Genomic DNA, 23,889 nt, shown 5'->3' on the forward strand with positions numbered 1-23,889 from the left:
TGAACTCGAATCCGCCCCGGCGCCTGCCGGATCGATTCAAGAGAAAGGCACAAGCCAATGACTTATCAGAACTATTCGCTGAAGCAGCTTCAGCAGATCGACGCCGCGCATCATCTCCACCCGTTCACCGACCACAAGGAACTGCGCGAGGCGGGCTCGCGCATGATCACCCGCGCCGAAGGGCCGTTCATCTACGATTCGGAAGGCACCGAACTGCTCGACGGCATGGCCGGCCTGTGGTGCGTCAATGTCGGCTACGGCCGCGACGAACTGGCCCAAGCGGCCTACGCCCAGATGAAGGAAATGCCCTACTACAATTCCTTCTTCAAATGCTCGACGCCGACGCCGGTGCTGCTGTCGAAGAAGCTCGCGGAACTGGCGCCCAGGAACATCAACCAGGTGTTCTACGGATCGTCGGGTTCAGAATCGAACGACACGGCGCTCCGCCTGGTGCGCCACTACTGGGCGCTCGAGGGCAAGCCCGAGAAGAACCGCATCATCTCGCGCAAGATGGCCTATCACGGCTCGACCGTCGCCGGCACATCGCTCGGCGGCATGGAGGGCATGCACCAGCAGCTTGGCGGTGCTGTGCCCAACATCGTCCATGTGATGATGCCCTACGCCTATGAACTGGCGCTTCCAGGCGAGAGCGATGATGATTTCGGCCTGCGCGCCGCCAGGTCGGTCGAGGATGCGATCCTGGAGGCCGGCGCCGACAATGTCGCCGCCTTCATCGGCGAGCCGATCATGGGGGCGGGCGGCGTCAAGATTCCGCCGGCAAGCTACTGGCCGGAGATCCAGCGCATCTGCCGCAAATATGACGTGCTCCTGATGCTCGACGAGGTCATCACCGGCTACGGACGCACTGGCGAGTGGTTTGCGGCCCAGACCTTCGGCATCGAGGCCGACACGATCACCACCGCCAAGGCGCTGACCTCGGGCTACCAGCCGCTGTCGGCGCTGCTGGTCGGCGATCGTATCGCCTCGACGCTGGTCGAGAAGGGCGGTGAGTTCTATCACGGCTACACCTATTCCGGGCACCCGGTGGCCTGTGCGGTGGCGCTCAAGAATATCGAGATCATCGAGCGTGAAGGGCTGGTCGAGCGGGTGAAGACCGACACCGGCCCGTATTTCGCCCAGATGCTCAAGGAGCGCATCGCTCGCCACGGCCTCGTCGGCGAAGTCCGTTCGGTGGGCCTGATGGGCGCCATCGAGATCGTCAGGGACAAGGCGACCAAGGAGCGGTTCTCACCGGGCGGCAGTGCCGCGGTCGTGGTGCGCGACCATGCGATTGCCAACGGCATGATGATGCGCGCGACCGGCGACTCGATGATCCTGTCGCCGCCGCTGATCTGGACCCGCGCCACCATCGACATGGCCGGCGACCGTATCCTGAAGGCGCTCGACCTCGCCGAAGCCGATCTCAGGAAAGCCTGATGCCAGATTGCCGGGCAGGGGATTTCTGCCCGGCCTACCCCGGGAGCGAACGATGAGCGGCAAGCCGATCGTGCCTTTGATCCAGTATGAGGATGCAAGCGAGGCGGTCCGCGCCGTCTATGACGACATCATGGCTTTCAGGAAGGTCGACTGGATCAACAACTTCTGGAAGGTGCTGGCGCATGACCCGGCGCTGCTCAAGCGCACCTGGGAGTCGGTGCGCGAGGTGATGGCGCCCGGCGCGCTCGATCCGCTGACCAAGGAACTGATCTATATCGCCGTTTCGGCGACCAATGGCTGCGAATATTGCACCTACTCCCATACGGCGGCGGCGCGCAGCAAAGGCATGAGTGAAGCCCAGCTGATGGAATTGCTCGCTGTTGTCGGCATGGCCAACGAGACAAACCGCCTCGCCAACGGCTTGCGGCCGCCGGTCGACGTGCAGTTCGAACCAAGGGACTGAGGCGATCGGCTTGTTCATGACAGTGCCGCGGCTTATATTGTGCACTGCACAATAAGCTCGCGCGCATAATCGGCCGGGCAAACCGGAGTGCGCGAGATGAAGAATAGACGATTGGCAAGGGCCTCGCGCCAATCCGGCGCCATTGCCGGCAATCTGATGCTGGCGCCGATGGTCATGGCGATGCGGTTGCCGATGATGGCGACCGAAGCGCGTAAGGGTGGGCCGCTGCATGGCGAAAGCCTGGCGGCTGTAACCGAAAAGACGACCGCCATGGCCGAAGGCATGGTGGCGGCGCAGATATCCTGCTTCCAGTCGGCGCTGCAGTTCTGGCCGGAAGTGCTGTCGGGCCGCACGCCATCGGTGCTGAACGGCGTTGCCGCGCAAAAGTCGGTTGCAGCCGCGTTGAAGCCGGCCAGCAAGCGCGTGCGCGCCAATTTTCGCCGGCTGGCGACGAAATCCGGGACATGAGGGGTGGGCACAACGCAAAAACCGCGTCCCGGACGGGAACGCGGCTTTGCCAATATTACGCATGGCCCTTCGCGACGCTTGACCAGCGAAGGTTTACAGCTCCGGTACGCGAGACCTGATCCGGAGCCAGAGGCGGCTGCGAAGCCCGCCCTTGCAAACCGTTTTAGCTGGACATCGTTACCGCGTGGTTATCGAGAGCTTAAGCAAACCTAAATTTTGAACTTTTTTGGATTAATCAGGCCGCATCGCCACGCAGGAACCTGATGATGCCGGAGAAGTCCGTGCCGCCATTGCCGAGAGCCGTGAACAGGGCATAGAGCTGGGTTGCCTCGGCGCCGAGCGGAGTGACGGCACCGGCCTGCTGCGCCGCTTCCTGCGACAGCTTCAGGTCCTTCAGCATCAGGGCTGCGGCAAAGCCGGGCTGGTAGTCGCGGTTGGCCGGCGAATTGGGCACCGGGCCGGGGACCGGGCAATAGGACGTCAGCGACCAGCACTGGCCCGAGGAGGTCGAGGCGACGTCAAACAGCGCCTGATGCGACAGGCCGAGCTTTTCAGCGAGCACGAAGGCCTCGGCAACGCCGATCATCGAAATGCCGAGGATCATGTTGTTGCAGATCTTGGCTGCCTGGCCGGCGCCGGCGTCGCCGCAATGGACGATGCGTCCGGCCATCGGCTTGAGCACCGGCTCGGCCACGTCGAACGCCGTCTGCGCGCCGCCGGCCATGAAGGTCAACGTGCCGGCCGCAGCACCGCCGGTGCCGCCCGAGACCGGCGCGTCGACCGACAGCAGGCCATTGCTGGCAGCAATCGCATGTGCCTTGCGGGCTGAATCGACGTCGATGGTCGAGGAATCGATGAGCAGCGCGCCCTTCTTCAGCTTCGGCGCGATGTCCTCATAGACCGTAAGCACATGCTTGCCGGCGGGCAGCATGGTGATGACCACATCGGCATCCTTGGCGGCGGCGGCGGCATTGGCCATGACGGTGACGCCGTTGTTGCGCGCCGTCTCGAGATGATCGGGCATCAGGTCGAAGCCGAGCACCGCGTGGCCGGCCTTGACGAGATTGGCGGCCATGGGGTTGCCCATGTTGCCCAGTCCGATGAAGGCGATGGTGGTCATTGGTTGGTTCCTCCAGTGGGAAGGGAGTAGGGCGGTAGGGAGTAAGGGAACAGGGGGACAAGGCAGTGGGGCAATGGGAGTGTCCCCCTACTGTCCTCGACCTGCTACTTGCCGATCAGATGCCTGGCGATGATGACACGCATGATCTCGTTGGTGCCTTCGAGGATCTGGTGGACCCTGAGGTCACGCACCAGCTTCTCGATGCCGTAGTCGTGCAGATAGCCGTAGCCGCCAAGCAGCTGCAGCGCGTCGTTGGCAATGTCGAAGCCGGTGTCGGTGACGAAACGCTTGGCCATGGCCGACCATTTCGAGGCGTCGTGCGCCTTGCGGTCGAGCCTTGATGCGGCGGCATAGAGGAACAGGCGGGCGGCCTGGAGCTCGGTTTCCATGTCGGCGAGGCGGAACTGCAGCGCCTGGAAGCGGTCGATGGTCTGGCCGAATGCCTTGCGCTCGGCGGTATAGGCCAGCGCCTTGTCCAGCGCCGACTGGGCGCCGCCGACCGAGCAGGCGGCAATGTTGAGCCTGCCGCCGTCGAGGCCAGCCATGGCGATGCCGAAGCCGGCACCTTCGGTGGAAAGCAGGTTTTCGGCTGGCACCTTGCAATCGTCGAAGATGACCTGGCGGGTCGACTGCATATGCCAGCCCATCTTGTGCTCGTTGGCGCCGAAGGACAGGCCGGGCGCATCCTTGGGGATGACCAGCGTCGAAATGCCCTTGGGGCCGTCGGCACCGGTGCGGACCATGGCGACATAGACGTCGCTGTCGCCGGCGCCCGAGATGAACTGCTTGGTGCCGTTGACGACGAAGTCGCTGCCGTTGCCGCCGCTGCGTACCGCTTTGGTCTTGAGTGCTGCGGCGTCCGAACCGGAACCCGGCTCGGTCAGGCAATAGCTGGCGAGCCATTCCATCGATGTCAGCCTGGGCAGGAGGCGCTGGCGCTGCTCCTCGTTGCCGAAGCGGTCGATCATCGACGCGGCCATGTTGTGGATCGAGATGAAGGACGAGAAGCCCGGGCAGGCATGTGCCAGCTGTTCGAAAACCAGCACGGCGTCGAGACGGGTGAGGGCGGAGCCGCCGACATCTTCCTTGACGTAGAGGCCGCCGAAGCCGAGCTGGCCGGTTTCGCGGATGACGTCCTCGGGGAAGTGCCTGGCCTTGTCCCATTCAAGGGCAAAGGGCGCCACCTTTTCGGCGGCGAAACTGCCCGCCATTTCGCGGATGGCCAGCTGATCTTCATTGAGCTCAAACTGACCGGTGGTCGCATCGATTGCGGCGTCCATGTCGGCCTCCCTGTCGTTTTTTTGGCTATGCGCGGGGCTCAATCTAGACCAATGATGCGGCCGCGCAACCCGACCTTCAACAGAGCGGCTGTGCGCAAATGCATGGGCGAGAACGAACGTGGCGACAAATTTTGATGGGCTGCTGCAGGCCTTCAGAGGTTTTCTCGAGGCAACCGATTCGGTGGCGCCAGTGGGCGAATTCCTCGGCGACATCGACTGGGACATGCCTGTGCGTCCGTTGAAGCCGCATGCTGTCGCGTGCGCACGCCTTCTCGACCGCGCCGTCGAATTGGCGCCGGCCGGCTGCCGTCCCTTGGCTGAGCTTGTGGCGCGGCATCGCGGCGAACTGCACTGGGGGCAGACCTACACGGCAGCGGATTTCGGGCAGCGCTTCCTCGACAATTACGGCTGGGCGGAGATGTTCGGCACGCGCGGCCACTATGCCAACGACACGGTGGCGGGCGGCTTCCTCGTGCTTGGCCCTGATGTCGAATATCCCGACCACCACCACCTTGCCGAAGAGATCTACATCCCGCTGACCGGCGGCACGGCGTGGCGAATGGGCGATGCGCCGTTCGGCCCGCGCGATGCAGGCGAAGTGATCCACCACGCCGCCAATGTGAACCACGCCATGCGCACCGGCGGCGAGCCGCTGCTCGCGCTCTATCTCTGGCGCGGCGGGCCGCTGGCGGCCAGGTCGACGGTTTCAGGAACAGCCGCTGGCGGAAGGGCCTGAACCATGGCCAAGGCGATCATGCTCCAGGGCACCGGCTCGGATGTCGGCAAAACGGTGCTGGTGGCCGGCCTGTGTCGGGCGGCGCGCAATCGCGGCATGCAGGTCCGGCCATTCAAGCCGCAGAACATGTCGAACAATGCCGCGGTCGCCGACATTCCCGGCGCGGCAGGCGGCGGCGAGATCGGCCGCGCGCAGTGGCTTCAGGCGATAGCCTGCGGGGTCAAGCCGTCGATCCACATGAACCCGGTGCTGCTCAAGCCGCAGAGCGACATCGGCAGCCAGGTCGTGGTGCAGGGCAAGGTCTTCGGTTACGCCAAGGCGCGCGATTATCAGGAACTGAAGCCCAAGCTGATGGGCGCGGTACTCGATTCCTGGCAGAAACTGGGCGAGGGCGCCGAGCTGATCGTCGTCGAGGGCGCCGGTTCGCCGGCCGAGATCAACCTGCGCCCGCGCGATATCGCCAATATGGGCTTCGCCACTCGCGCCGGCGTGCCCGTCATCCTCGTCGGCGATATCGATCGCGGTGGGGTTATCGCCTCGGTTGCCGGCACGCATCTGATCCTGCCTGAAGACGACCGGCGCATGATCGTCGGCTATCTGATCAACAAGTTCCGCGGCGATGCCAGCCTGTTCGACGACGGCATCAAGGCGATCGGGCATTTCACCGGCTGGCCCTGCTTCGGCGTCGTGCCGTGGCTCAAGGCGGCGGCGCTGCTGCCATCGGAGGATTCGGTGATCCTCGAAAGGCTGGCGGGCGGGGAAGAGCGGGCGCTCAAGGTTGCCGTGCCGATGCTCGGCCGCATAGCCAATTTCGATGATCTCGACCCGCTGCGTGCCGAACCGCAGGTCGAAGTGGTGTTCGTGCCGCCGGGGCAGCGGCTGCCCGAGGATGCTGGGCTGGTCGTCATTCCGGGGTCGAAATCGACGATCGGCGACCTGCTGCTGTTCCGCGACAATGGCTGGGACCGCGACCTCGAGGCACATCGCCGGCGCGGCGGTCATGTCGTCGGCATCTGCGGCGGTTACCAGATGCTCGGCCGTATCGTGCACGACCCGCTGGGCATCGAAGGCAGCGTGACGCGCGCCGAAGGTCTCGGCCTGCTCGACGTCGAGACGGTGATGGCGCCGGAAAAGACCGTGCGCAATGTCGAGGCGCGCTCGGTGCGCTATGGCGAGCCACTGTCCGGCTACGAAATCCATCTGGGCAAGACCACGGGCGCCGATTGCGTCAGGCCGACAGCCGTCATCAACGGCGTCGATGATGGTGCGACCTCGGCCGACGGCAAGGTGTTCGGCACCTATATGCACGGCCTGTTCGGCGCCGACGGTTTCCGCGGGCGGTTCCTCGAAAGTCTTGGCATCAGGGGCGGCGGCATCGACTACCGCGCCGAAGTCGAGCGCGCCCTCGACGAGATTGCCGAACAGCTCGAACGCCACCTCGACTGCGACGCGATTTTTGCTGCCGCGCGCTGAAGTTTATCAGGCGGCCGGTTCGCCTGCTTTCGGCCAGTAGGTGCCGACACTCCAGACATTGCCCTCGGGGTCGCGGCAGATGAACTCGCGGCTGCCGTAAGCGCGATCGGTGAGTTGCTGGACGATGTCGGCGCCTGCCGCCCCCGCCCTGGCATGGACGGCGTCGACATCTTCGACCGCCAGATAGATGGCCTTGCCGCCGTTTTGGCCGGGTTCGCCAACGATGGCGCCGAAGGCATCGGCGCGAGACGACCCGATCATGATCATCGACGATCCGAGAGCGAGTTCGGCGTGACCGACGTCGGCGCCGTCCATGTATTTGGCATGGACGAGAAAGCCGAAGGCTGTCGCGAGCCAGTCAATCATGGCGGCGGCATTGGCGTAGCGCAGCGTCGGGAATATGCGGGGAGCTTCCGGGGTGGGCATCAGGCGCCTCCTGTGGCGTTGAACGATCACCCAGTGTGGCCGCGTGCCTGATGGCGGTATTGAACAAATGTTACCGGCTCAGCCGAGCCCGGTCGGTGTGGCGCCGGCAAGCGCGCGGAACTCGCGCACCATGTGCGCCTGATCGGCATATCCGCACTCTGCCGCAAGATCGGCCCAGCTTGTGCGATCCGCCCGTTTCGACAGCTTTGCGGCGCGATTGAACCTGACGATGCGCGCGATGGATTTCGGCCCGACGCCGACCTGGTCGGCGAAGCGGGCGGCCAGGTGCTTGCGGCCCCAGCCGATCTCGTCGGCGATGGATGCAACACGGGCCCGGCCGCCGCTGGCGACGATCCTTGCCAGAGCCCAGCTGATTTCATCAGAGATGGCCGGCATCGTCCTCAGCCGTTCGATGATGAAAGCCTCGGTCATGTCGAGGCGCCGATGCCAGTCGGTTTCATCGCCAAGCCGTTGTCGAAGCCGGTGGCCGGCGCTGCCGAGCACCTCGTCGAAAGGCACCATGCGGTCGGCAAGCTCGCTCATCGGCAGGCTGAAGAAGCGCCTGGCGCCAAGCGGCGTGAAATTGACCTGGATGCAGCAGGCCCGGCCAAAGGAATCGATGATCACCGGTCCGGCGTGGATGCCAGCGGCAAAGCTTGCGAAGCGATCATTGTCTCGGGGTGCCCGGCTCAGGCCGATGGCGAAGGCTTCGCCGAAACTGATGATCAGCGGAACATGCAGCGAAGCGACCTCGGTCTGCCTGACGTAGACAGGGACAAGTTCGCGAAAACCGATCAGTTCGGTGACGATGCCGACAAGCTGTGGCGAAGGCGTGCGCCGCACGAACTCGAACTGCGCCGGGGCAGGCTCATCAGGTGTCTCGTCGCGTTGGCCGCTTGCCATGTCATGGCTCCGCTGGGGCAAGCGGACGATATCAGCCGGGGGTCAGACGGTCAAAACGCCGTCACAGGCCGATCATCACGCGCAGCGGGTTGGTGGGGTCGATGAGCAGGCGGATGGCCAGTGCGACGCAGGTGCAGACCAGCAGCGGCTTGATCAGCTTTGCGCCGTTGCGCATTGCCATGTGGGCGCCAAGCCGGGCGCCGAGGAACTGGGCAATGCCCATCAGCAGCCCGATCTTCCAGGCAACCACGCCGACAAGCGCGAAGGCAATGAAGCTGCCGACATTGGAGGCGAAGTTGAGCAGCTTGGTATGGGCGGTGGCCTTGAGCACGCCGTAGCCGGCCAGGGTGACGAAGGCGAGCATGAAGAACGAGCCGGCGCCGGGGCCGAACACGCCGTCATAAAAGCCGATCAGCGGCACCACTGTCAGTCCGAACAGCAGGGGCGGCAGGCGTTCGACGCGATCGACGTCATCCATGTTGGGCTTGAACGCGAAGTACAGCGCAATCGTGATCAGCAGGAACGGCAGAAAGATGCGCAGGATGTCGCCGGGCAGGACCGTCGCCAGCATGGCTCCGAGCATCGCGCCGACGAATGAAATGGCTGCGAACGGCAATTGCTTGCGCAGGTCGACATGGCCTTTGGCGGCGTAGCTGATGGTGGCGGAGCCCGAGCCGAACAGCGATTGCAGCTTGTTGGTGCCGAGCGCCTCGAGCGGCGGTAGGCCGGCGAGCAGCAGTGCCGGAATGGCGATCAGGCCGCCGCCGCCTGCTATGGAATCGATGAAGCCGGCGATGAAGGCAGCCACGATCAGGATCAGCAAGGTTTCTGTGGCTATGTCGAACATCGGTGCGGAGATCTGTCCAGGAGTATGAGGCTTTCGACCACAGCGCACCCGCTTGCGCAATAGCGCGTCGGCGGCAATGCTGGCCCAGCCATTGGGCCAAGTGTTTTTCGCCGTGCATTGCTCTATATCGGAATTGCAGTTGCCTCGACGGAAGGGATTCGCATGGTAACAGGATTGCTGACCCAAATTCTGAACATGTTCGAGGGCGACCCCGGCGTCCGCAAGGTCGCCGACGACCCCGTGCTTTCGGCCGAGCTGCTGCTGCTGTTCCGGATGATCCTCGCCGACGGTGTCGCCAGTGAAGCCGAGATGATCGCCTTTCGCCGGATCTGCACCGAAGCCTTCGGCATCGCCGAGAGCAGCATCGATGGCGTCATCGAATATCTCAACGAGTTCGGCTACGAGACCAACGGTTCGCAGGCCATCGCCATGTTCCGTGATCTCGACGTCGAACGACGCCAGCAACTGGCCCGCCACATGGCCGAGATCGCCAAGGCCGACGCCCATCTGGCGGAAAACGAGGTCAAGCTCCTGCGCCGCACGCTCGATTTGCTGGGCATCAGCCCCGTCGATGTGGTGAAGCCGGCGACTTAGGCTTTTTTCCAGGCTTGATCGCCGGGTCCCCGCTGCTTCGCATCGTCCCGGCGTTCGCTAGCCTTTCATCGTGCACTGGCACGATGAATTCGCTAAGCGAACCGGCTGCTCACCCCTGTTCCTGCAGCCTCCGGGCGATTGCCCGGTGCAGGTCGGGTGCTGCCGAGACAAGTGCCTGCGCGGCCTCCGTCTGCGGATGGTCCAGCACTTCAGATGTCTTGCCGCGCTCGACGATCCGCCCTTCATGCATGATCAGAACGTCGTCTGTTATGGCGCGGGCGACGGTCAGGTCGTGTGTGATGAAGAGATAGGCCACGCCCAGCTTCTGGTTGAGCTCGGCGAACAGGTCGAGGATTTGCGCGCGGATCGAGACATCCAGCGCCGACACAGGCTCGTCCGCCACCACCAGCTTGGGCCGGGTGATGATGGCGCGGGCGATCGACAGGCGCTGGCGCTGGCCGCCTGAAAACTCGTGCGGGTATTTCTCCATGTCGGAACGGCTGAGGCCGACTTCATGCAGGGCGCGACCGACCATGTCGCGACGTTCCTTGCGGTCTGGCTTGCGCTCGAGAAGATGCAGCGGTTCGCCAACAAGCCGCTCAACGGTGTGACGCGGGTCGAACGAGCCGTAAGGGTCCTGGAACACCACCTGCATGTTGCGGCGGGCGCGGCGCATGGCGGTCTCGTCGGCGCGGGTAATGTCCATGCCGCGAAACTTGATGGTTCCATCGGTGGGGGTGTCGAGCGCAAGGATCATCCGCGCAAGGGTCGACTTGCCGCAACCGGAGCGGCCGACAAGCGCTACCGAAGCACCCGGCTTCATCTTGAGCGAGACGTTGTCGACGGCGCGGACGGGTTCCGGCTTCGAAAACAGCAACCGTCGCCGGCCGGGATAGTCCCTGGTCAGATTGGCGACGTCGAGCAGGGTGTCGGGTGCGGTTTCGTCGATATGAGGCCTGACGCGGGCCGGCACGTGCATCGAGGCCAGAGCCAGCTGGCGGGTGTAGGGATGGGTTGCCTCCGACAGCGTTCGTGCGGTGTCGCCACACTCCGTCACCATGCCCTGGCGCAGGATGGTGATCCGGTCGGCCATTTCGGTGACGACGGCGAGGTCGTGCGAGATGAACAGCAGGCTCATCCGGTTTTCGCGGACCAGTTCCTTGAGCAGATCGAGGATCTGCGCCTGCAGCACGACGTCGAGTGCGGTCGTCGGCTCGTCGGCGATCAGCAGTTTGGGCTTCAACGCGCAGGCAATGGCGATGGCGACGCGCTGCCGCTGGCCGCCGGACAATTCGTGCGGATAGCGCGACAGCGGGAATTTCTGCTCCGGCAGGCCGACCCGGTCGAGGATTTTCCGCGCTTGCGCCTCGGCCTCGGCGCGGCTCGCCCTTGTGTGCCACCTGATGCCTTCGGCGACCTGCTCGCCGATCGTCTTGACCGGATTGAGCGCTGTCATCGGCTCCTGGAACACCATGCCGATGTCGTCGCCGCGCAGCGCGCACATCTGGGCCTCGGTGGCAGAGAGAATGTCGATGCCGTCAAAGGTGACACGCCCCTTCATCTGCGATGCTGCAGGCGTGAGGCGCATGACGGCAAGTGCCGTCATGGATTTTCCCGACCCGGATTCTCCGACGAGCCCCATCACCTCGCCGGGTTCGATGGCGAGGTCGATCTCCTTCAGCACCTGCGTCCGGCCGATCCTGAGCGACAGCTTTTCGATCTCGAGCAGGCTCATGGGCGACGCCTCGACCGCGGATCGAAGATATCTGAGATGCCGTCGCCGAGCAGGTTGAGCCCAAGCACGGTGATCAGGATCGCGCAGCCGGGGAACAACGCCAGCCATGGCGACACCATCATCAGCGTCTGCGCGTCGAACAGCATGCGTCCCCAGCTCGGCATCGGCGGCTGCGTGCCGAGCCCGACATAAGACAGGGCGGCCTCGGCCAGGATGCCAAGCGCGAACTGGATGGTGCCTTGCACCAGGAGCAGGTTGGCGATGTTGGGCAGGATATGCTCGACGGTGATGCGGCTCTTGTTCTTGCCGGCGGCACGGGCGGCAAGGATGTATTCGCGCGGCCAGATCGACAACGCGCCGGCACGCGCGACGCGGGCGAAGACCGGGATGTTGAAGATGCCGATGGCGATGATGGCGTTGATCGCGCTCGGTCCGAAGACAGCGGTGATCATGATCGCCGACAGCAATGCGGGAAAGGCGAAGACGAGATCGTTGAAGCGCATCAGAGCCTCGTCGACCCAGCCACCACGCGCTGCCGCCCAGCAGCCGAGCGGCACGCCGATGCCCATGCCGATGACGACCGCGACAAGCGCCACGGCGATCGAGTTGCGCGCCCCGATCATGATCATCGACAGCACGTCGCGGCCGAAATGGTCGGTGCCGAACCAGTGCTCTGCGGAGGGCGGCTGCATGCGGTCGGCGACGACGAGCCTGGTGACGTCGAAGGGGGTCCAGAAGAACGAGATGGCCGCCATGGCAGCGACGACCAGGGCGATGACGAGGCCGATGACGAAAGAGCGGTTGCCGAACGCGCGGCCGACGAATTCGCCGAAACCTTCGCTTTGAGGTGTCTTTTCGTTCATTGCCGTGCCCTCAGGCGCGGGTCGACCAGCGCATAGGACAGATCGACGATCAGGTTGACCAGCACCACGGCGGCGACCAGCAGCATCACCACGCTTTCGACGACGATCAGGTCGCGCTGGGTGATCGCCTGGAAGACAAGGCGTCCCAGGCCCGGCAGATAGAAGACGTTTTCGATGATGATGGTGCCGGCGAGCAGGAAGGCGAATTGCAGGCCCATAATGGTCAGCACCGGGATCATGGCGTTGCGCAGCGCGTGCCGCCACAGCACCGCGCGCATCGGCATGCCCTTGGCGCGTGCGGTGCGGATGTAGTCCTCGTTGAGCACCTCGATCAAGGCGGCGCGGGTGACGCGGGCCAGAATTGCTGCCTGCGGCAAGGCGAGGGCGAGCGCCGGCAAGACCAGCGCCTTGAGCGCCGGCCAGATTCCGTTGCCCCAGCCGGGAAAGCCGCCGGCGGGCACCAGCCGCAACCATACGGCGAAAACATAGACAAGCAGCAGCGCGAACCAGAAATTGGGCATGGCGACGCCGACCTGTGCCATGGCCATGGCAGCGGTGTCGCCGGCCTTGCCACGGCGCGCGGCGGCGAACAGGCCGACGGGAATGGCAATGAGCGTCGAGAGCGTCAGGGAGATCACCGCAAGCGGGAAGGAGACGACAAGCCGCTCCCTGATCAGGTCGATCACCGGTACCGAATAGGTGTAGGATTTGCCGAAATCCAGCCGCAGCAGGCCGCGGATCCAGTCGACATAGCGCAGGATCAGCGGCTGGTTCAGCCCCATCTGCTCGCGCAGCAGGTTGACCTGCGCGTCACTGGCGTTCATGCCCAACATCAGCCGGGCCGGATCTCCGGGGACGACCTCGAGCATCAGGAACACGACGAGCGAGGCGACGACGAGGGTCGCAATTCCGATCAACAGGCGTTTGAGCAGATAGATCGTCATCAGGCGCAAACTGCCCGAGAAAATGCCGCTTCGAAAGCTCGCCAGGGTTGCGGACAGGCGCAGTTCACAGAACTCTTGCGATGCTCCCGGAAATAGCGGCGCTGAACCTCGTCGTGAGCGGCTTCACATGGGCAGGCAACATGCCGTGCTTCCGCCAAGCGGGTGGTGGCGCACCCGAAGGCGCGCCACCTTGTCATCAGTCGACCCACTTCACCTTGGTGAGGTCGTTGGCCTGGATGGGCGAGTTTTCCCACAGGCCTTCGACCTTGGCGTCCCAGATGCCGACCTTGGGCAGTTCGAACAGGAAGCCGTTGACGGCATCGTCGGCAAGAATCTTCTGCGCCTGCTTGTAGAGCTCGGTGCGCTTGGCCTCGTCGGAGGTCAGGTTGAGCTCGTCGATGACCTTGTTGAAGGCCGGGTTGTCGTAATTGAAGTAGTAGTCCTTGCGGGCATAGATATCGATGTCGTTGGGCTCGGTGTGCGAGACGATCGACAGGTCGTAATCCTTGTCGGTGAACACCTGCTTGAGCCAGTCGGCCCATTCGACCGGGATGATCTGCAGGTCAATGCCTATCTCGCGCAATTGCGAGGCGATGATCTCGCCGCCCTGGCGGGCGTAACCGACCGGCGGCAGCTTGAGCGTCGCCTTGAAGCCATCGGCGAGGCCCGCTTCCTTGAGCAGTTCCTTGGCCTTGGCGATGTCGTGCGGATAGGTGCCGGTCAGGTCGACATAGGCCGGGTTGTGCGGGGCGAAATGCGAGCCGATCGGCGTTCCCAGACCGCCGGTCGCGCCGTCGATCAGCGCCTTGCGGTCGATGGCATGCGCGATTGCCTGGCGCACCTTGAGATTGTCGAAGGGCGGCTTCTTGTTGTTGGTCGACAGCACCGTTTCGCCCTCGGTGGTGCCGATGACCACCTTGAAGCGTGGGTCGGCCTTGACCTGGGCGAGCGCGTCGCCGAGCGCGAAGTTGGGCAGCGCCTGCACGTCGCCCGAAAGCAGGGCAGGGATGGCGGCGGCGGCGTCGGGGATGATGCGGAACTCGGCCTTGTCGAGCGCTACCGGATCGCCCCAGTAGCCATCGGCCTTGACCAGCGTGATCGACGAGCCCTTGGCCCAGTTCTGGAACTTGAACGGACCGGTGCCGACAGGCTTTTCCTTGTTGGTCTCGGCGCTCTCCGGCGCAACGATCACCGCGTCGCCCCAGCCGAGATTGTAGAGGAACGAGCCGAGGGGGTTCTTGAGCGTCACCTTGACAGTGGAGGGATCGACGACCTCAATGGTGTCGATCGGCGCAAACAGGCCTTTCTGGGCGTTGACTGAGCTTTCGCCACGGGCGCGGTCGAGCGAGAACTTGACGTCGGAGGCGTCGAAGTCGCTGCCGTCATGAAATTTCACGCCGGAGCGCAGCTTGAAGGTGTAGGTCTTGCCGTCGTCGGAAATCGTCCAGCTCTCGGCCAGATCGGGCAGCACCTCGCCGCGCGAACCGATTCGCGTCAGGCCTTCGAAGACGTTGGCGTAGAAGACTTCGTCGATGGCGGCGGCTGCACCTGCGGTCGGGTCGAGATGCGGCGGCTCCAAAGGCATGCCGAGCACGAGGTCGGTGCGGGCGGCCATCGCGGCGGTGCCGGAGGCCAGCGCCAGCGCTGCGGCCGCCAGTATGGTTTTCCATTGCTTCATGCTCAGATCTCCCCGCTTCGACTTCGACGGGCCGGATAGAAGCGTGATTTCCCGGCCGAGTAAATCGCGTTTGTTGCAATTGCAGCAGTGCTGCGGAAATGATTTCTCACCGCCCAACAGCCGTTGCTTGCCCGCTCAGCCGTTGAACTGGCCGCGCAGCAAGATATCGAGGCCTATTGCCATCACCTTCGCCGACTGGACCATGTCGTCGATGCCGACCCATTCGTCCGGCCGATGGGCGAGGTCGAGGATACCCGGGCCATAGGCGATGCAATCGTACAAATGGCCGATGCGAGCGACGTGCTTCTGGTCATAGGTGCCGGGCGAGATGACATATTCCGGCTCCTTGTCGAAGATCTCGCGTATGCCCATGGCGATGGCCGACGCCACCGGCGCATCGCGCTCGGTCATCAGCGGCTGGACCTCCATGATGTCGCGGATCTCGTAGTCGAACTTCTTCCGCTCGCGCTTGAGGCGGTCGAGGATGCTGGTGACTTCGCCTTTGACGTCGACGATGTCTTCTTCCAGCAGGAAGCGGCGGTCGATGGTCAGGCGACAGGAATCGGGCACGTTGGGCGAGGGCAGGCCGGGGCGAAAATCGTCGGTCTGGCCGCCGTGGATCGAGTTGATGTTCATCGTCGAGCGCCTGGCGCCTTCCGGCACCACCGGCATGCGCGTCGCCTTGCGGTCGAGCGCGGGAAACAACTCCCGCTCGAAGGCTTCGAGCACGGCCCCCATGTGGCGGACGGCGCAGTCGCCGAGGAACGGCATGGAGCCATGTGCGATCTCGCCCTTGGTCTCGATTTCCGCCCACCAGACGCCGCGATGACCGAGGCAGATACGGTCCTTGTTGAGCGGCTCGGGAATGATGACGTGGTCGACCCTGGGCCTGGAGAAATATCCCTTGCCGGCGAGATAGGCGACGCCGCCGAAACCGCCCGACTCCTCGTCGACAGTGCCTGATATCTCGATGGCGCCGGGAAAATCCGGGTTGGCGTCCATGAAGGCTTCGGCGGCGATAATCGAGGCCGCCAGCCCGCCCTTCATGTCGCAGGCGCCGCGGCCATAGACGCGACCGTCGCGGATCGTGCCGGCAAATGGATCGACCGACCAGCCTTCGCCCGCCTCGACGACGTCGATATGGGAATTGAAATGGACGGTGGGTCCGGCAACCCGGCCGTCGAAACGGGCAACGACATTGATGCGCGGATAGCGGTCGGTGTCGCCTGGCGTGCCTTCGGCCCTGATGTATTCGACGCCGAAGCCGCGCCTGGCCAGGCGATTGCCGAGATATTCAGCGCAAGGGCGATAGGCGTCGCCGGGCGGATTGATGGTGGGAAAACGGATCAGCTCGGCAGTCAGTTCCGCCAGTTCTTCACGACGGTCGTCTATGATCTTGAAAAGCTTGTCATACATGCGGTCGACATTGTTCACTTTGTCTGGCTTCACCTTGCCCGGATCGTTGCCAGTCTTACGCATCCGTCAGCCGCTGTCGAGCGCGCAGGCTGCCTGTTTCGGGGCAACCCGCGCGAACCATTCCACTCACGGGCGGACGGCGGTGACCTCGATCTCGACCAGCCAGCCGGGCGCGACGAGGCCGGCGACCTGCATGACCGAGCGGGCCGGCAGATTCGGTTGTTCCTTGGTGCCGAAGAACTTGGTGTAGCCGTCCATGAAGCCGGCGAAATCCATCTTGCCGCCCTGTGCCGGATCGCCGACGAGGAAGACCTGCATCTTGACCACGTCGCCCATCTTGAGGCCGAGGCCTTCGAGGGTCTTTTCGATCGATTTCAGCACCGATTCGGTCTGTGTCCTGGTGTCGCCATAGGCGGCAAGGCTGCCCTTCTCGGCCTTCTCGTCGACGACCGAGGGCACCGCGCCGCTGACATAGACCGTCGTCTTGCCGGCGGGGACTTCGACGGCCTGGGCGATCGGAAAGTCCGAACTCGGGTTCTTGTGGCGCACGACGTCCTCAGCCATCGCGTTGCCCGAGAAGAACAGCCCGGCCACGAGCGTGGCGGCGCAGATCCGCAGTGTTGTCATGTCTTTCTCCTTTTGCCGCATGAAATGAAGCAGCCAGCAGGATCACCGGCTGCTTCGGTCGCTGGAGCTGGCGCTCCAAACCTGGTGGATCCAGGCAGTCTTGTGGCCGATCGGGCGTCGATCCGTCAGCGTGCCCCGGCGACGTCTTCCGCCGTCACCGGATCCTTGTAGTCGTTGCCGAAATTGGTCCTGACATAGTTGACCACGGCGGCCACCTGGTCGTCGCTCATCATGCTGCCGACGGGCGGCATGCCCTTCTGGCCATGCAGGATGACGTAGACGGGGTAGCCGCCCGATTCCAGGTTCTCGTTCTTGGCGAGCGCCGGATATTTGCCCGCGCCGACGGCACCCTGGCCCTGGTCCATGTGGCAGGCCTGGCAGACATTGGCGTAGAGTTCCTGGCCGGTTTTTTCGGAGAAATTGTCACCGTCGCTGAAGGTTGCGCCGGCCGAGTCGGCCAGGGCAGCACTTGCCTGAAATGTGGCGAAGATGACGGCGGCGGCGATTTGGCCGGTTGAGCGTTTCGATTGCTGGGTCATGTCGACATGCCTTGCGAAAAATGAGGATGAAGGATGAGCGGTGCTGCCGTCATCCGGCCACGACGCGCTGGTGCAGCCTGGTGATCGCATCGAGCGACGACAGGATCGCACCCTCCATCCACGCCGGGATGTAGGAGGCGTGTTCGCCGGCGAGCACGATGCGTCCATCGATCTGGCAAAGGTTGTCGTAGTGTTCCTTGCGAGCCTCCTCGGTCCAGTCGCCGGCACAGCCGAGCGTGAAGGGCGAGCGGTGCCAGGCCATCGAGATGCCGTTCTCGAACTCATCCTTGTATTGCGGGTGAATCATCGTGCCATATTCGACGGCGCGCTTGACGCGTTCCTCCGGCGCCATCGAGGTGAACTCGTAGGAGTGCGGCCCGTTCCAGGTGTAGGCGCCGAGCAGCACGCCCTTGCCGTTGGTGTTGAAGCTGGTGCTCGGATACGAAATCTGGGTGATCGGCAGGTCGGTGTAGCTGACGCCGCCGAAGATCAGCTCGTCCTGTTCCCAGAAACGCCGCTTGAACTGCAGGCCGACCTTGACCGACGAGGCATAAGGCACGGCTTCGATCGCCGCCTGCATCGGGGCGCCGACATTGATCTCGATCTGGCTGAGAATGGTCAGCGGAATGGTGCAGATGCACCAATCGGCCTTCTCCTCGGCCATCGTGCCCGGTTTCTGGACGTCCTCATAGGTGACGGTGACGCCCTTGTCGTCCTGATGGATCTTCGAGACCTTGGCATTGTAGGTGATCAGGTCGCCGACCTCCTTGGTGAAGGCCTTGCCGATCATGTCGATGCCGCCGACCGGCTGGAACATCGTCGTCTGGAACTCGTAGAGGGCGAAGTTGGCGAGGCTGCCCCACAGGCCCGAGCTCAATATGTCGGTCAGGGCAATCGGATCGCTCGGCACGGGGGCAGCCCCGAGGCCGCCGCCGGGATCCTTGGCGAAGCCGCGGAATTCGGAGGTCGCTATGCTCTTGGTGTAGGCATAGTCCTTGTCGAGCGCGCCCCAGGAGCGCAGCGCCTCGACCAGCATCTCCTGGTCTTCCTTGGTGACGCCGCCTTCGAGCTTGCCGGTGTGGGCAACCTTGGCGAGCAGTTCGGAGACATGGCCCTGGAAGTCGATCTTGATGTCGCGCACGCGCTGCGGCTTGCCGCCGAAGGCCTTGGACGAATGCAGGAAGGCGTTGTGGTTGAGCTGCTGGAACGGCTCCAGCGTGACGCCGAGGCGCCGGCAATAAGCGAGCAGACCGTTGTGGTGATAGGGGATTCGCCACGGGCCGGGATTGATGTAGAGGCCTTCGTCGAAATCGCATTTCTGCGTCGCGCCGCCGAGCTCGGTGTAGGTGTCGCCGCCGCGCAACGTCCAGTTACGCCCGCCCGATCTGTTGTTGTATTCTAGAATCTTGACCTTGTAGCCGGCCTGGCGGAGCTCGAGTGCGGCCGTCATGCCGGCGAGGCCGGCACCCAGGATAAGCACGCTGGCGCCCTTCGGATCGCCCTCCAGTTTCACCGGTCCCTTGTAGCCTGACTCAACCGCGAGACCGAGGCTGGTCATCGCCTGGTACATCGCGGCAGTGCCTGCCGTGAGGCCGATCAACGACAGCAGGTTTCGCCTGCTCATGCCGCTAAAATATTGGGATGGTTGCATTTTTGAGATCCTCCGGGCGACGGTCCGCCGTGGGCCGCACGTTATCCGGCTGGAGCATCTTGGAACGTGGCTCCAGCTGCGACGGGCAGCCTATGCCCATACCGGGTCGAGTCAACTGGGCCAGACGGGGCGGCGAGGGGCACTGACTTGGGCCACCTGAAAGTCGGCGAAAATTCACGCCATCAACCTCAGGTTGCTGATCTGGTTGCATTCATCTTCCGCGTTCAGTTTTACCAACCGTACAGCTTTTCGTGCTCCCATCGTCGGTGGGCAGGGAAAATACTGCCGGTTTGGGGAGTGTGCGAAGAATGTACAGGGCTCTCTTCTTCATGGTCGCCGCATTGGGCTTTGCTGGCGTTCCAACTCAGGCACTTGCCGATGTTCTTGTCGCGCGGGTCAGTATCGCGACGCAGACCATGACCGTCAGCTTCGACGGGCGGGTGATCCACCAATGGCCAGTTTCGACGGCACGCAGGGGATATGTCACGCCACGCGGCAGCTGGCGGCCGAAGCGCCTGCATCGGATGTGGTATTCGCAGAAATACGACAATTCGCCGATGCCCTATTCGGTGTTCTACAATGGCGGCTATGCCATCCATGGCACGGGTGCGGTCAGGCAACTGGGCCGTCCGGCATCACATGGCTGCGTCCGGCTGCAGACGGCGAATGCCGCGAGGTTCTATTCGCTGGTCAGGGAAGTCGGTGCGAGCAACACGCGGATCGTCGTCACCAACTAGCGTTTGCTGGCGGAAACATACATGCCATTTGCGCCGATATCAGCATTTCTGTTGCAGAATTGCTTCATGCCGCGATGAAAGAGCTTGAACTGAACGGCTCAAGAATTGCTGTCGATCAATACGGTGCTAATGTGACCGCCAACTGAGTTTCGGGGCGACGTGCCTGCGAAAAGGCCGGGGAGTGGGGGCTCCTCGGCCTTTTCATTTCTGGCGTGACTTTAGCCGTCTGGTCTAAGTTGTTGTCTCGGTATAGACAAATTTTCCGTAGAGAGCCGTTTTCGGGCATTTCCTTTCAGCCGCCGCCTCGCTAGGACTCTTGTTCAGGGAGGCCTCCGGATGACGTCAGAACCGCATGTAGCGCTTTCGGAACCCGTCTCCGACGAGGTCCGCAAGACCACCTGCTACATGTGCGCCTGCCGCTGTGGCATCGACGTCCATCTCAAGGACGGCAAGGTCCGCTACATCGAGGGCAACCGGGACCATCCGGTCAATCGCGGCGTTCTGTGCGCCAAGGGTTCGGCCGGCATCATGCAGCACTACGCGCCGGCGCGGCTGCGCGCGCCGCTGCTCAGGACCGGGCCGCGCGGCTCGGGTGAGTTCAAGGAGATTTCCTGGGACGAGGCGCTGGAGCTGGCGACCGGCTGGCTGGACGGCGTGCGCCAGGCCGATCCGAAGAAGCTGGCCTTCTTCACCGGCCGCGACCAGTCGCAGTCGCTGACCGGCTTCTGGGCCCAGCAGTTCGGCACGCCCAACTACGCCGCCCATGGTGGCTTCTGCTCGGTCAACATGGCGGCCGCCGGCATCATGACCATCGGCGGCGCCTTCTGGGAATTCGGCGCGCCCGACTGGGACCGCACCAAGCTGTTCGTGATGTTCGGCGTGGCGGAGGACCACGATTCCAACCCGCTCAAGATCGGCATTTCGAAGCTCAAGAAGCGCGGCGCGCGCTTCGTCTCGGTCAATCCGGTGCGGACCGGCTATTCGTCAGTCGCCGACAACTGGATCGGCATCCGGCCCGGCACCGACGGCCTGCTGATCCTCGCCGTCATACATGAACTGCTGAAAGCGCGGAAAATCGATGTCGACTACATCGTGCGCTATTCCAACGCGACCTGGCTGGTCGTCGATGCGCCCGGAACCGCCGAGCACGGACTTTTCGTCCGCGATGCCGAGGGCAAGCCGCAGATCTTCGAATCCGTCACCGAACAGGTCGTGGCATTGGGCAGCAAAGGCGCGCGGGCCGCACTTTCCGGGCGTGTCGAGCTGCCCGACGGCCGCTTTGCCGTGCCGTCGTTCCAACTCCTCGCCGAAAAATACCTCGACCCGCAATATGCGCCGGAGGCGGTCGCCGCGGAAACCGGCGTCGCCGCCGACGTCATCCGGGGCCTCGCTGCCGAGATCGCGCGCGTCGCCTTCGACGAGGCGATCACGATCGACCAACCCTGGACCGACATGAATGGCGAGCGCCATGAGGCGTTTGTCGGGCGTCCGGTGTCGTTCCATGCCATGCGCGGGCTTTCGGCGCATTCGAACGGCTTCCAGACGGCGCGCGCCCTGCACATGCTGCAGGTGCTGATCGGCGCTGTCGACTGCCCCGGGGCCTTCCGCTTCGAGCCGCCTTATCCCAAGCCGATCGAGGCGCATCCGACGCCGCACGGCAAGGCCGAGCATTTCGGCTCCAACAAGCCTTTGTCCGGCCCGCATCTCGGTTTTCCCCGTGGGCCGGAAGATCTGCTGATCGACGCCGACGGCAAACCGATGCGCATCGACAAGGCGTTTTCCTGGGATGCGCCGATTTCTGCCCATGGGCTGATGCACATGGTGATCGCCAACGCCCATGCCGGCGATCCGTACCCGATCGATCTGATGTTCCTCTACATGGCCAACATGGCGTGGAACTCGTCGATGAACACCGCGGGCGTCATCAGGATGCTCGAGGACAAGGATCCCGCGACGGGCGCCTACCGCATCCCGAAGATCATCTATTCGGACGCCTATTCCTCCGAAATGGTCGCTTATGCCGACCTGGTGCTGCCCGACACGACCTATCTCGAGCGGCACGACTGCATTTCGCTGCTCGACCGGCCAATCTCCGAGCCGGATGCGGTCCAGGACGCCATCCGTTGGCCGGTGGTAGAGCCGGATCGGGATGTGCGCGGCTTCCAGAGCGTGCTGATCGACCTTGGCGCGCGGCTCAAGCTGCCCGGTTTCGTCGACAGCCGCGGCAAGGCGCTCTATGCGGACTATGCCGACTATATCGTGCGCCATGAAAGGCGGCCGGGCATCGGGCCGCTTGCCGGCTTCCGCGGCAGCAATGGCGACCGTGTCGGGCGCGGGGCGATCAACCGTAACCAGCTCGATCGCTACATCGAGAACGGCTCGTTCTTCTCGGCGCATGTCCCGCTCGAAGCGCAGTTCTTCAAGCACGCCAACAAGGCCTATCAGGATTTTGCCGTGCGCATGGGCTTCTTCGACGAGCCGAAGCCGGTGACCTTCCAGCTCTACCAGGAAACACTGCAGAAATTCCGGCTCTCGGCCGAAGGCCTGCGTGAACCGGTGGCGCCCGAGACGCATCGTGAGCGCATCCTCGCAACCTTCGATCCGCTGCCGATGTGGTATCGGCCGTTCGAGGAGGCGGCGGTCAGCCGCGAGGACTATCCCTATCATGCCATCACCCAGCGACCGGCGGCGATGTACCATTCCTGGGGCTCGATGAATGTCTGGCTCAGGCAGATCCATACACGGAACCCGCTTTATGTGCCTGGTTCGATCTGCGACGAGATCGGGCTCGTCGATGGCGACTGGGTCTGGGTGATTTCGCATCACGGCCGCATCAAGGTCGAGGTCGCGCGGATGGAAGCGGTCAATTCGAGCACGATCTGGACATGGAATGCGATCGGCAAGCGCGCGGGCGCCTGGGCGCTCGACAAGGATGCGCCCGAAGCCAAAAAAGGCTTCCTGATGAATCACTTGATCCATGAACTTCTACCGCCGAAGGGCGACGGGATGCGCTGGTCGAACTCGGATCCGGTGACCGGCCAGGCGGCGTGGTACGATCTGCGTGTGCGCATCGAGAAAGCCGAACCGGCAGAGGTCAGCGAGCCGCATCTTGCCGCCGTCGCGCAACCCGGCAGAGCACGTCCGCATGCTGACGAGCTGCGCTACGGCCAGGAGTGGGCGGAATGACCAGCCTGCCGTCACTGCCGACACCGAAGAAGCTTGGCCTGGTCATCGACCTCGACGTCTGCGTCGGCTGCCATGCCTGCGTCATCAGCTGCAAGGAGTGGAATACCGGCGGCTATGGCGCGGCGCTGTCCGACCAGGACCCGTATGGGGCCGATGTCTCCGGCACCTTCCTCAATCGCATCCACACCTTCGAGGTCGTGCCGGAGGGCGGGCAGGTGATCGGCGAGGCGGGAGAGGCACGCATCGTGCATTTCCCCAAGTCATGTCTGCATTGCGAGGACGCGCCCTGCGTCACCGTCTGTCCGACAGGCGCCTCCTACAAGCGCGCCGAAGACGGCATCGTGCTAGTCGACGAGAGCAAGTGCATCGGCTGTGGCCTGTGCGCCTGGTCCTGCGCCTATGGCGCGCGCGAGATGGATCTGGCCGCCGGGGTGATGAAGAAATGCACGCTCTGCGTCGACCGCATCTACAACGAGACGCTCAAGGAGGTCGACCGGGTGCCGTCCTGTGTCCGGACATGCCCGGCCAATGCCCGGCATTTCGGCGATCTCGGCGATGCCTCATCAGAGGTCTCGCGCATGGTGGCCGAGCGCGGCGGCTACGACCTGATGCCGGAGCAGGGCACGCGCCCGACCAACAAGTACCTGCCGCCACGGCCGCGCAAGCCGCTGGCCGCAAGTGCCGGTTCTGCCGTGCTGGCTGAGAACACCGACGGCGCCAAAGGGTTCTTTGCCTGGCTCGACGGCATGCTGGACCGGATCTGAAC

General features: G+C 63.8%; 22 protein-coding genes. 9 read left to right on the forward strand and 13 right to left on the reverse strand.

The genetic code is table 11. The features are described from left to right. Positions 1-57: 57 nt before the first annotated feature. The 3 genes from IG197_RS26000 to IG197_RS26010 all read left to right on the forward strand — a co-directional run bounded on the left by IG197_RS26000 (position 58) and on the right by IG197_RS26010 (position 2,368). Positions 58-1,437: an aspartate aminotransferase family protein gene (locus IG197_RS26000; protein ID WP_192315771.1), complete on the forward strand. Its 1,380-nt coding sequence runs from the start codon at positions 58-60 to the stop codon at positions 1,435-1,437. 52 nt (positions 1,438-1,489) lie between these two features. Continuing rightward, positions 1,490-1,900: a carboxymuconolactone decarboxylase family protein gene (locus tag IG197_RS26005; RefSeq protein ID WP_192315773.1), complete on the forward strand. Its 411-nt coding sequence runs from the start codon at positions 1,490-1,492 to the stop codon at positions 1,898-1,900. Positions 1,901-1,996: 96 nt separating this feature from the next. After that, positions 1,997-2,368 carry a hypothetical protein gene (locus IG197_RS26010; RefSeq protein ID WP_192315775.1) on the forward strand — a complete coding sequence of 124 codons (372 nt, stop codon included), beginning with the start codon at positions 1,997-1,999 and terminating at the stop codon, positions 2,366-2,368. Positions 2,369-2,603: 235 nt separating this feature from the next. Here the strand turns inward: IG197_RS26010 and mmsB are convergent, their stop codons facing one another. Both mmsB and IG197_RS26020 read right to left on the reverse strand, forming a co-directional pair. Continuing rightward, a complete protein-coding gene (gene mmsB, locus IG197_RS26015; protein ID WP_192315777.1) occupies positions 2,604-3,488 on the reverse strand; it encodes a 3-hydroxyisobutyrate dehydrogenase in 885 nt (294 codons plus the stop codon). Between the two features lie 104 nt (positions 3,489-3,592). Continuing rightward, on the reverse strand, positions 3,593-4,768 hold the full coding sequence (locus tag IG197_RS26020) for an isobutyryl-CoA dehydrogenase (protein WP_192315778.1): 1,176 nt from the start codon (positions 4,766-4,768) through the stop codon (positions 3,593-3,595). A gap of 118 nt (positions 4,769-4,886) precedes the next feature. On the opposite strand from IG197_RS26020, the gene IG197_RS26025 reads away from it, so the two are divergent. Together IG197_RS26025 and IG197_RS26030 are read left to right on the forward strand one after the other, a co-directional pair. Then, the gene (locus tag IG197_RS26025; protein ID WP_192315780.1) at positions 4,887-5,504 is read left to right on the forward strand and encodes a dimethylsulfonioproprionate lyase family protein; all 618 of its coding nucleotides are present in this window, start codon (positions 4,887-4,889) and stop codon (positions 5,502-5,504) included. 3 nt (positions 5,505-5,507) lie between these two features. After that, positions 5,508-6,977 carry a cobyric acid synthase gene (locus tag IG197_RS26030; RefSeq protein WP_192315782.1) on the forward strand — a complete coding sequence of 490 codons (1,470 nt, stop codon included), beginning with the start codon at positions 5,508-5,510 and terminating at the stop codon, positions 6,975-6,977. A 6-nt stretch (positions 6,978-6,983) separates the two neighbouring features. On the opposite strand, the gene IG197_RS26035 is transcribed toward IG197_RS26030, so the two are convergent. From IG197_RS26035 to IG197_RS26045, 3 genes are all read right to left on the reverse strand, one after another. Next, complete coding sequence (locus IG197_RS26035; RefSeq protein WP_192315784.1) at positions 6,984-7,403, reverse strand: VOC family protein; 420 nt, start codon at positions 7,401-7,403, stop codon at positions 6,984-6,986. Positions 7,404-7,481: 78 nt separating this feature from the next. Continuing rightward, positions 7,482-8,306: an AraC family transcriptional regulator gene (locus IG197_RS26040; protein WP_192315786.1), complete on the reverse strand. Its 825-nt coding sequence runs from the start codon at positions 8,304-8,306 to the stop codon at positions 7,482-7,484. Between the two features lie 61 nt (positions 8,307-8,367). Then, a complete protein-coding gene (locus IG197_RS26045; protein WP_192315787.1) occupies positions 8,368-9,153 on the reverse strand; it encodes a TSUP family transporter in 786 nt (261 codons plus the stop codon). Positions 9,154-9,315: 162 nt separating this feature from the next. On the opposite strand from IG197_RS26045, the gene IG197_RS26050 reads away from it, so the two are divergent. Continuing rightward, positions 9,316-9,747, forward strand: a complete 432-nt coding sequence (locus IG197_RS26050) for a TerB family tellurite resistance protein (protein ID WP_192315789.1) — start codon at positions 9,316-9,318, stop codon at positions 9,745-9,747. A gap of 109 nt (positions 9,748-9,856) precedes the next feature. Here IG197_RS26050 and IG197_RS26055 read toward each other — a convergent pair whose 3' ends face one another. The 8 genes from IG197_RS26055 to IG197_RS26090 form a co-directional block, all read right to left on the reverse strand. Further along, positions 9,857-11,482, reverse strand: a complete 1,626-nt coding sequence (locus IG197_RS26055) for an ABC transporter ATP-binding protein (RefSeq protein ID WP_192315791.1) — start codon at positions 11,480-11,482, stop codon at positions 9,857-9,859. Then, entirely contained in the window at positions 11,479-12,345 is an 867-nt protein-coding gene (locus tag IG197_RS26060) for an ABC transporter permease (RefSeq protein WP_192315793.1), read from the reverse strand. Before IG197_RS26060 ends, IG197_RS26055 begins: the two co-directional genes overlap by 4 nt. After that, the gene (locus IG197_RS26065; protein ID WP_115731686.1) at positions 12,342-13,289 is read right to left on the reverse strand and encodes an ABC transporter permease; all 948 of its coding nucleotides are present in this window, start codon (positions 13,287-13,289) and stop codon (positions 12,342-12,344) included. The genes IG197_RS26060 and IG197_RS26065 overlap by 4 nt, the downstream gene beginning before the upstream one ends. 196 nt (positions 13,290-13,485) lie before the next feature. Further along, entirely contained in the window at positions 13,486-14,967 is a 1,482-nt protein-coding gene (locus IG197_RS26070; protein ID WP_192315794.1) for an ABC transporter substrate-binding protein, read from the reverse strand. Between the two features lie 135 nt (positions 14,968-15,102). Further along, the gene (locus tag IG197_RS26075) at positions 15,103-16,383 is read right to left on the reverse strand and encodes an acetylornithine deacetylase/succinyl-diaminopimelate desuccinylase family protein (RefSeq protein ID WP_192319989.1); all 1,281 of its coding nucleotides are present in this window, start codon (positions 16,381-16,383) and stop codon (positions 15,103-15,105) included. Between the two features lie 126 nt (positions 16,384-16,509). Next, complete coding sequence (locus IG197_RS26080) at positions 16,510-17,010, reverse strand: RidA family protein (RefSeq protein ID WP_192315796.1); 501 nt, start codon at positions 17,008-17,010, stop codon at positions 16,510-16,512. Between the two features lie 125 nt (positions 17,011-17,135). After that, positions 17,136-17,549: a cytochrome c gene (locus IG197_RS26085; RefSeq protein WP_115731688.1), complete on the reverse strand. Its 414-nt coding sequence runs from the start codon at positions 17,547-17,549 to the stop codon at positions 17,136-17,138. Positions 17,550-17,598: 49 nt separating this feature from the next. Further along, positions 17,599-19,200: a flavin monoamine oxidase family protein gene (locus IG197_RS26090; protein ID WP_246765252.1), complete on the reverse strand. Its 1,602-nt coding sequence runs from the start codon at positions 19,198-19,200 to the stop codon at positions 17,599-17,601. Positions 19,201-19,508: 308 nt separating this feature from the next. Between IG197_RS26090 and IG197_RS26095 the strand changes: the two genes are divergently transcribed. From IG197_RS26095 to IG197_RS26105, 3 genes are all read left to right on the forward strand, one after another. Continuing rightward, positions 19,509-19,937 (forward strand): L,D-transpeptidase, encoded by a 429-nt coding sequence (locus tag IG197_RS26095; protein WP_083948557.1) that lies wholly within the window; start codon positions 19,509-19,511, stop codon positions 19,935-19,937. A 336-nt stretch (positions 19,938-20,273) separates the two neighbouring features. After that, positions 20,274-23,123: a molybdopterin oxidoreductase family protein gene (locus IG197_RS26100; protein ID WP_192315798.1), complete on the forward strand. Its 2,850-nt coding sequence runs from the start codon at positions 20,274-20,276 to the stop codon at positions 23,121-23,123. Next, positions 23,120-23,887 carry a 4Fe-4S dicluster domain-containing protein gene (locus tag IG197_RS26105; RefSeq protein ID WP_192315800.1) on the forward strand — a complete coding sequence of 256 codons (768 nt, stop codon included), beginning with the start codon at positions 23,120-23,122 and terminating at the stop codon, positions 23,885-23,887. The genes IG197_RS26100 and IG197_RS26105 overlap by 4 nt, the downstream gene beginning before the upstream one ends. The last annotated feature ends 2 nt before the right edge of the window (positions 23,888-23,889 follow it).

This window comes from Aminobacter sp. SR38 (assembly GCF_014843375.1).
In the GTDB taxonomy this organism is placed as follows: domain Bacteria; phylum Pseudomonadota; class Alphaproteobacteria; order Rhizobiales; family Rhizobiaceae; genus Aminobacter; species Aminobacter ciceronei.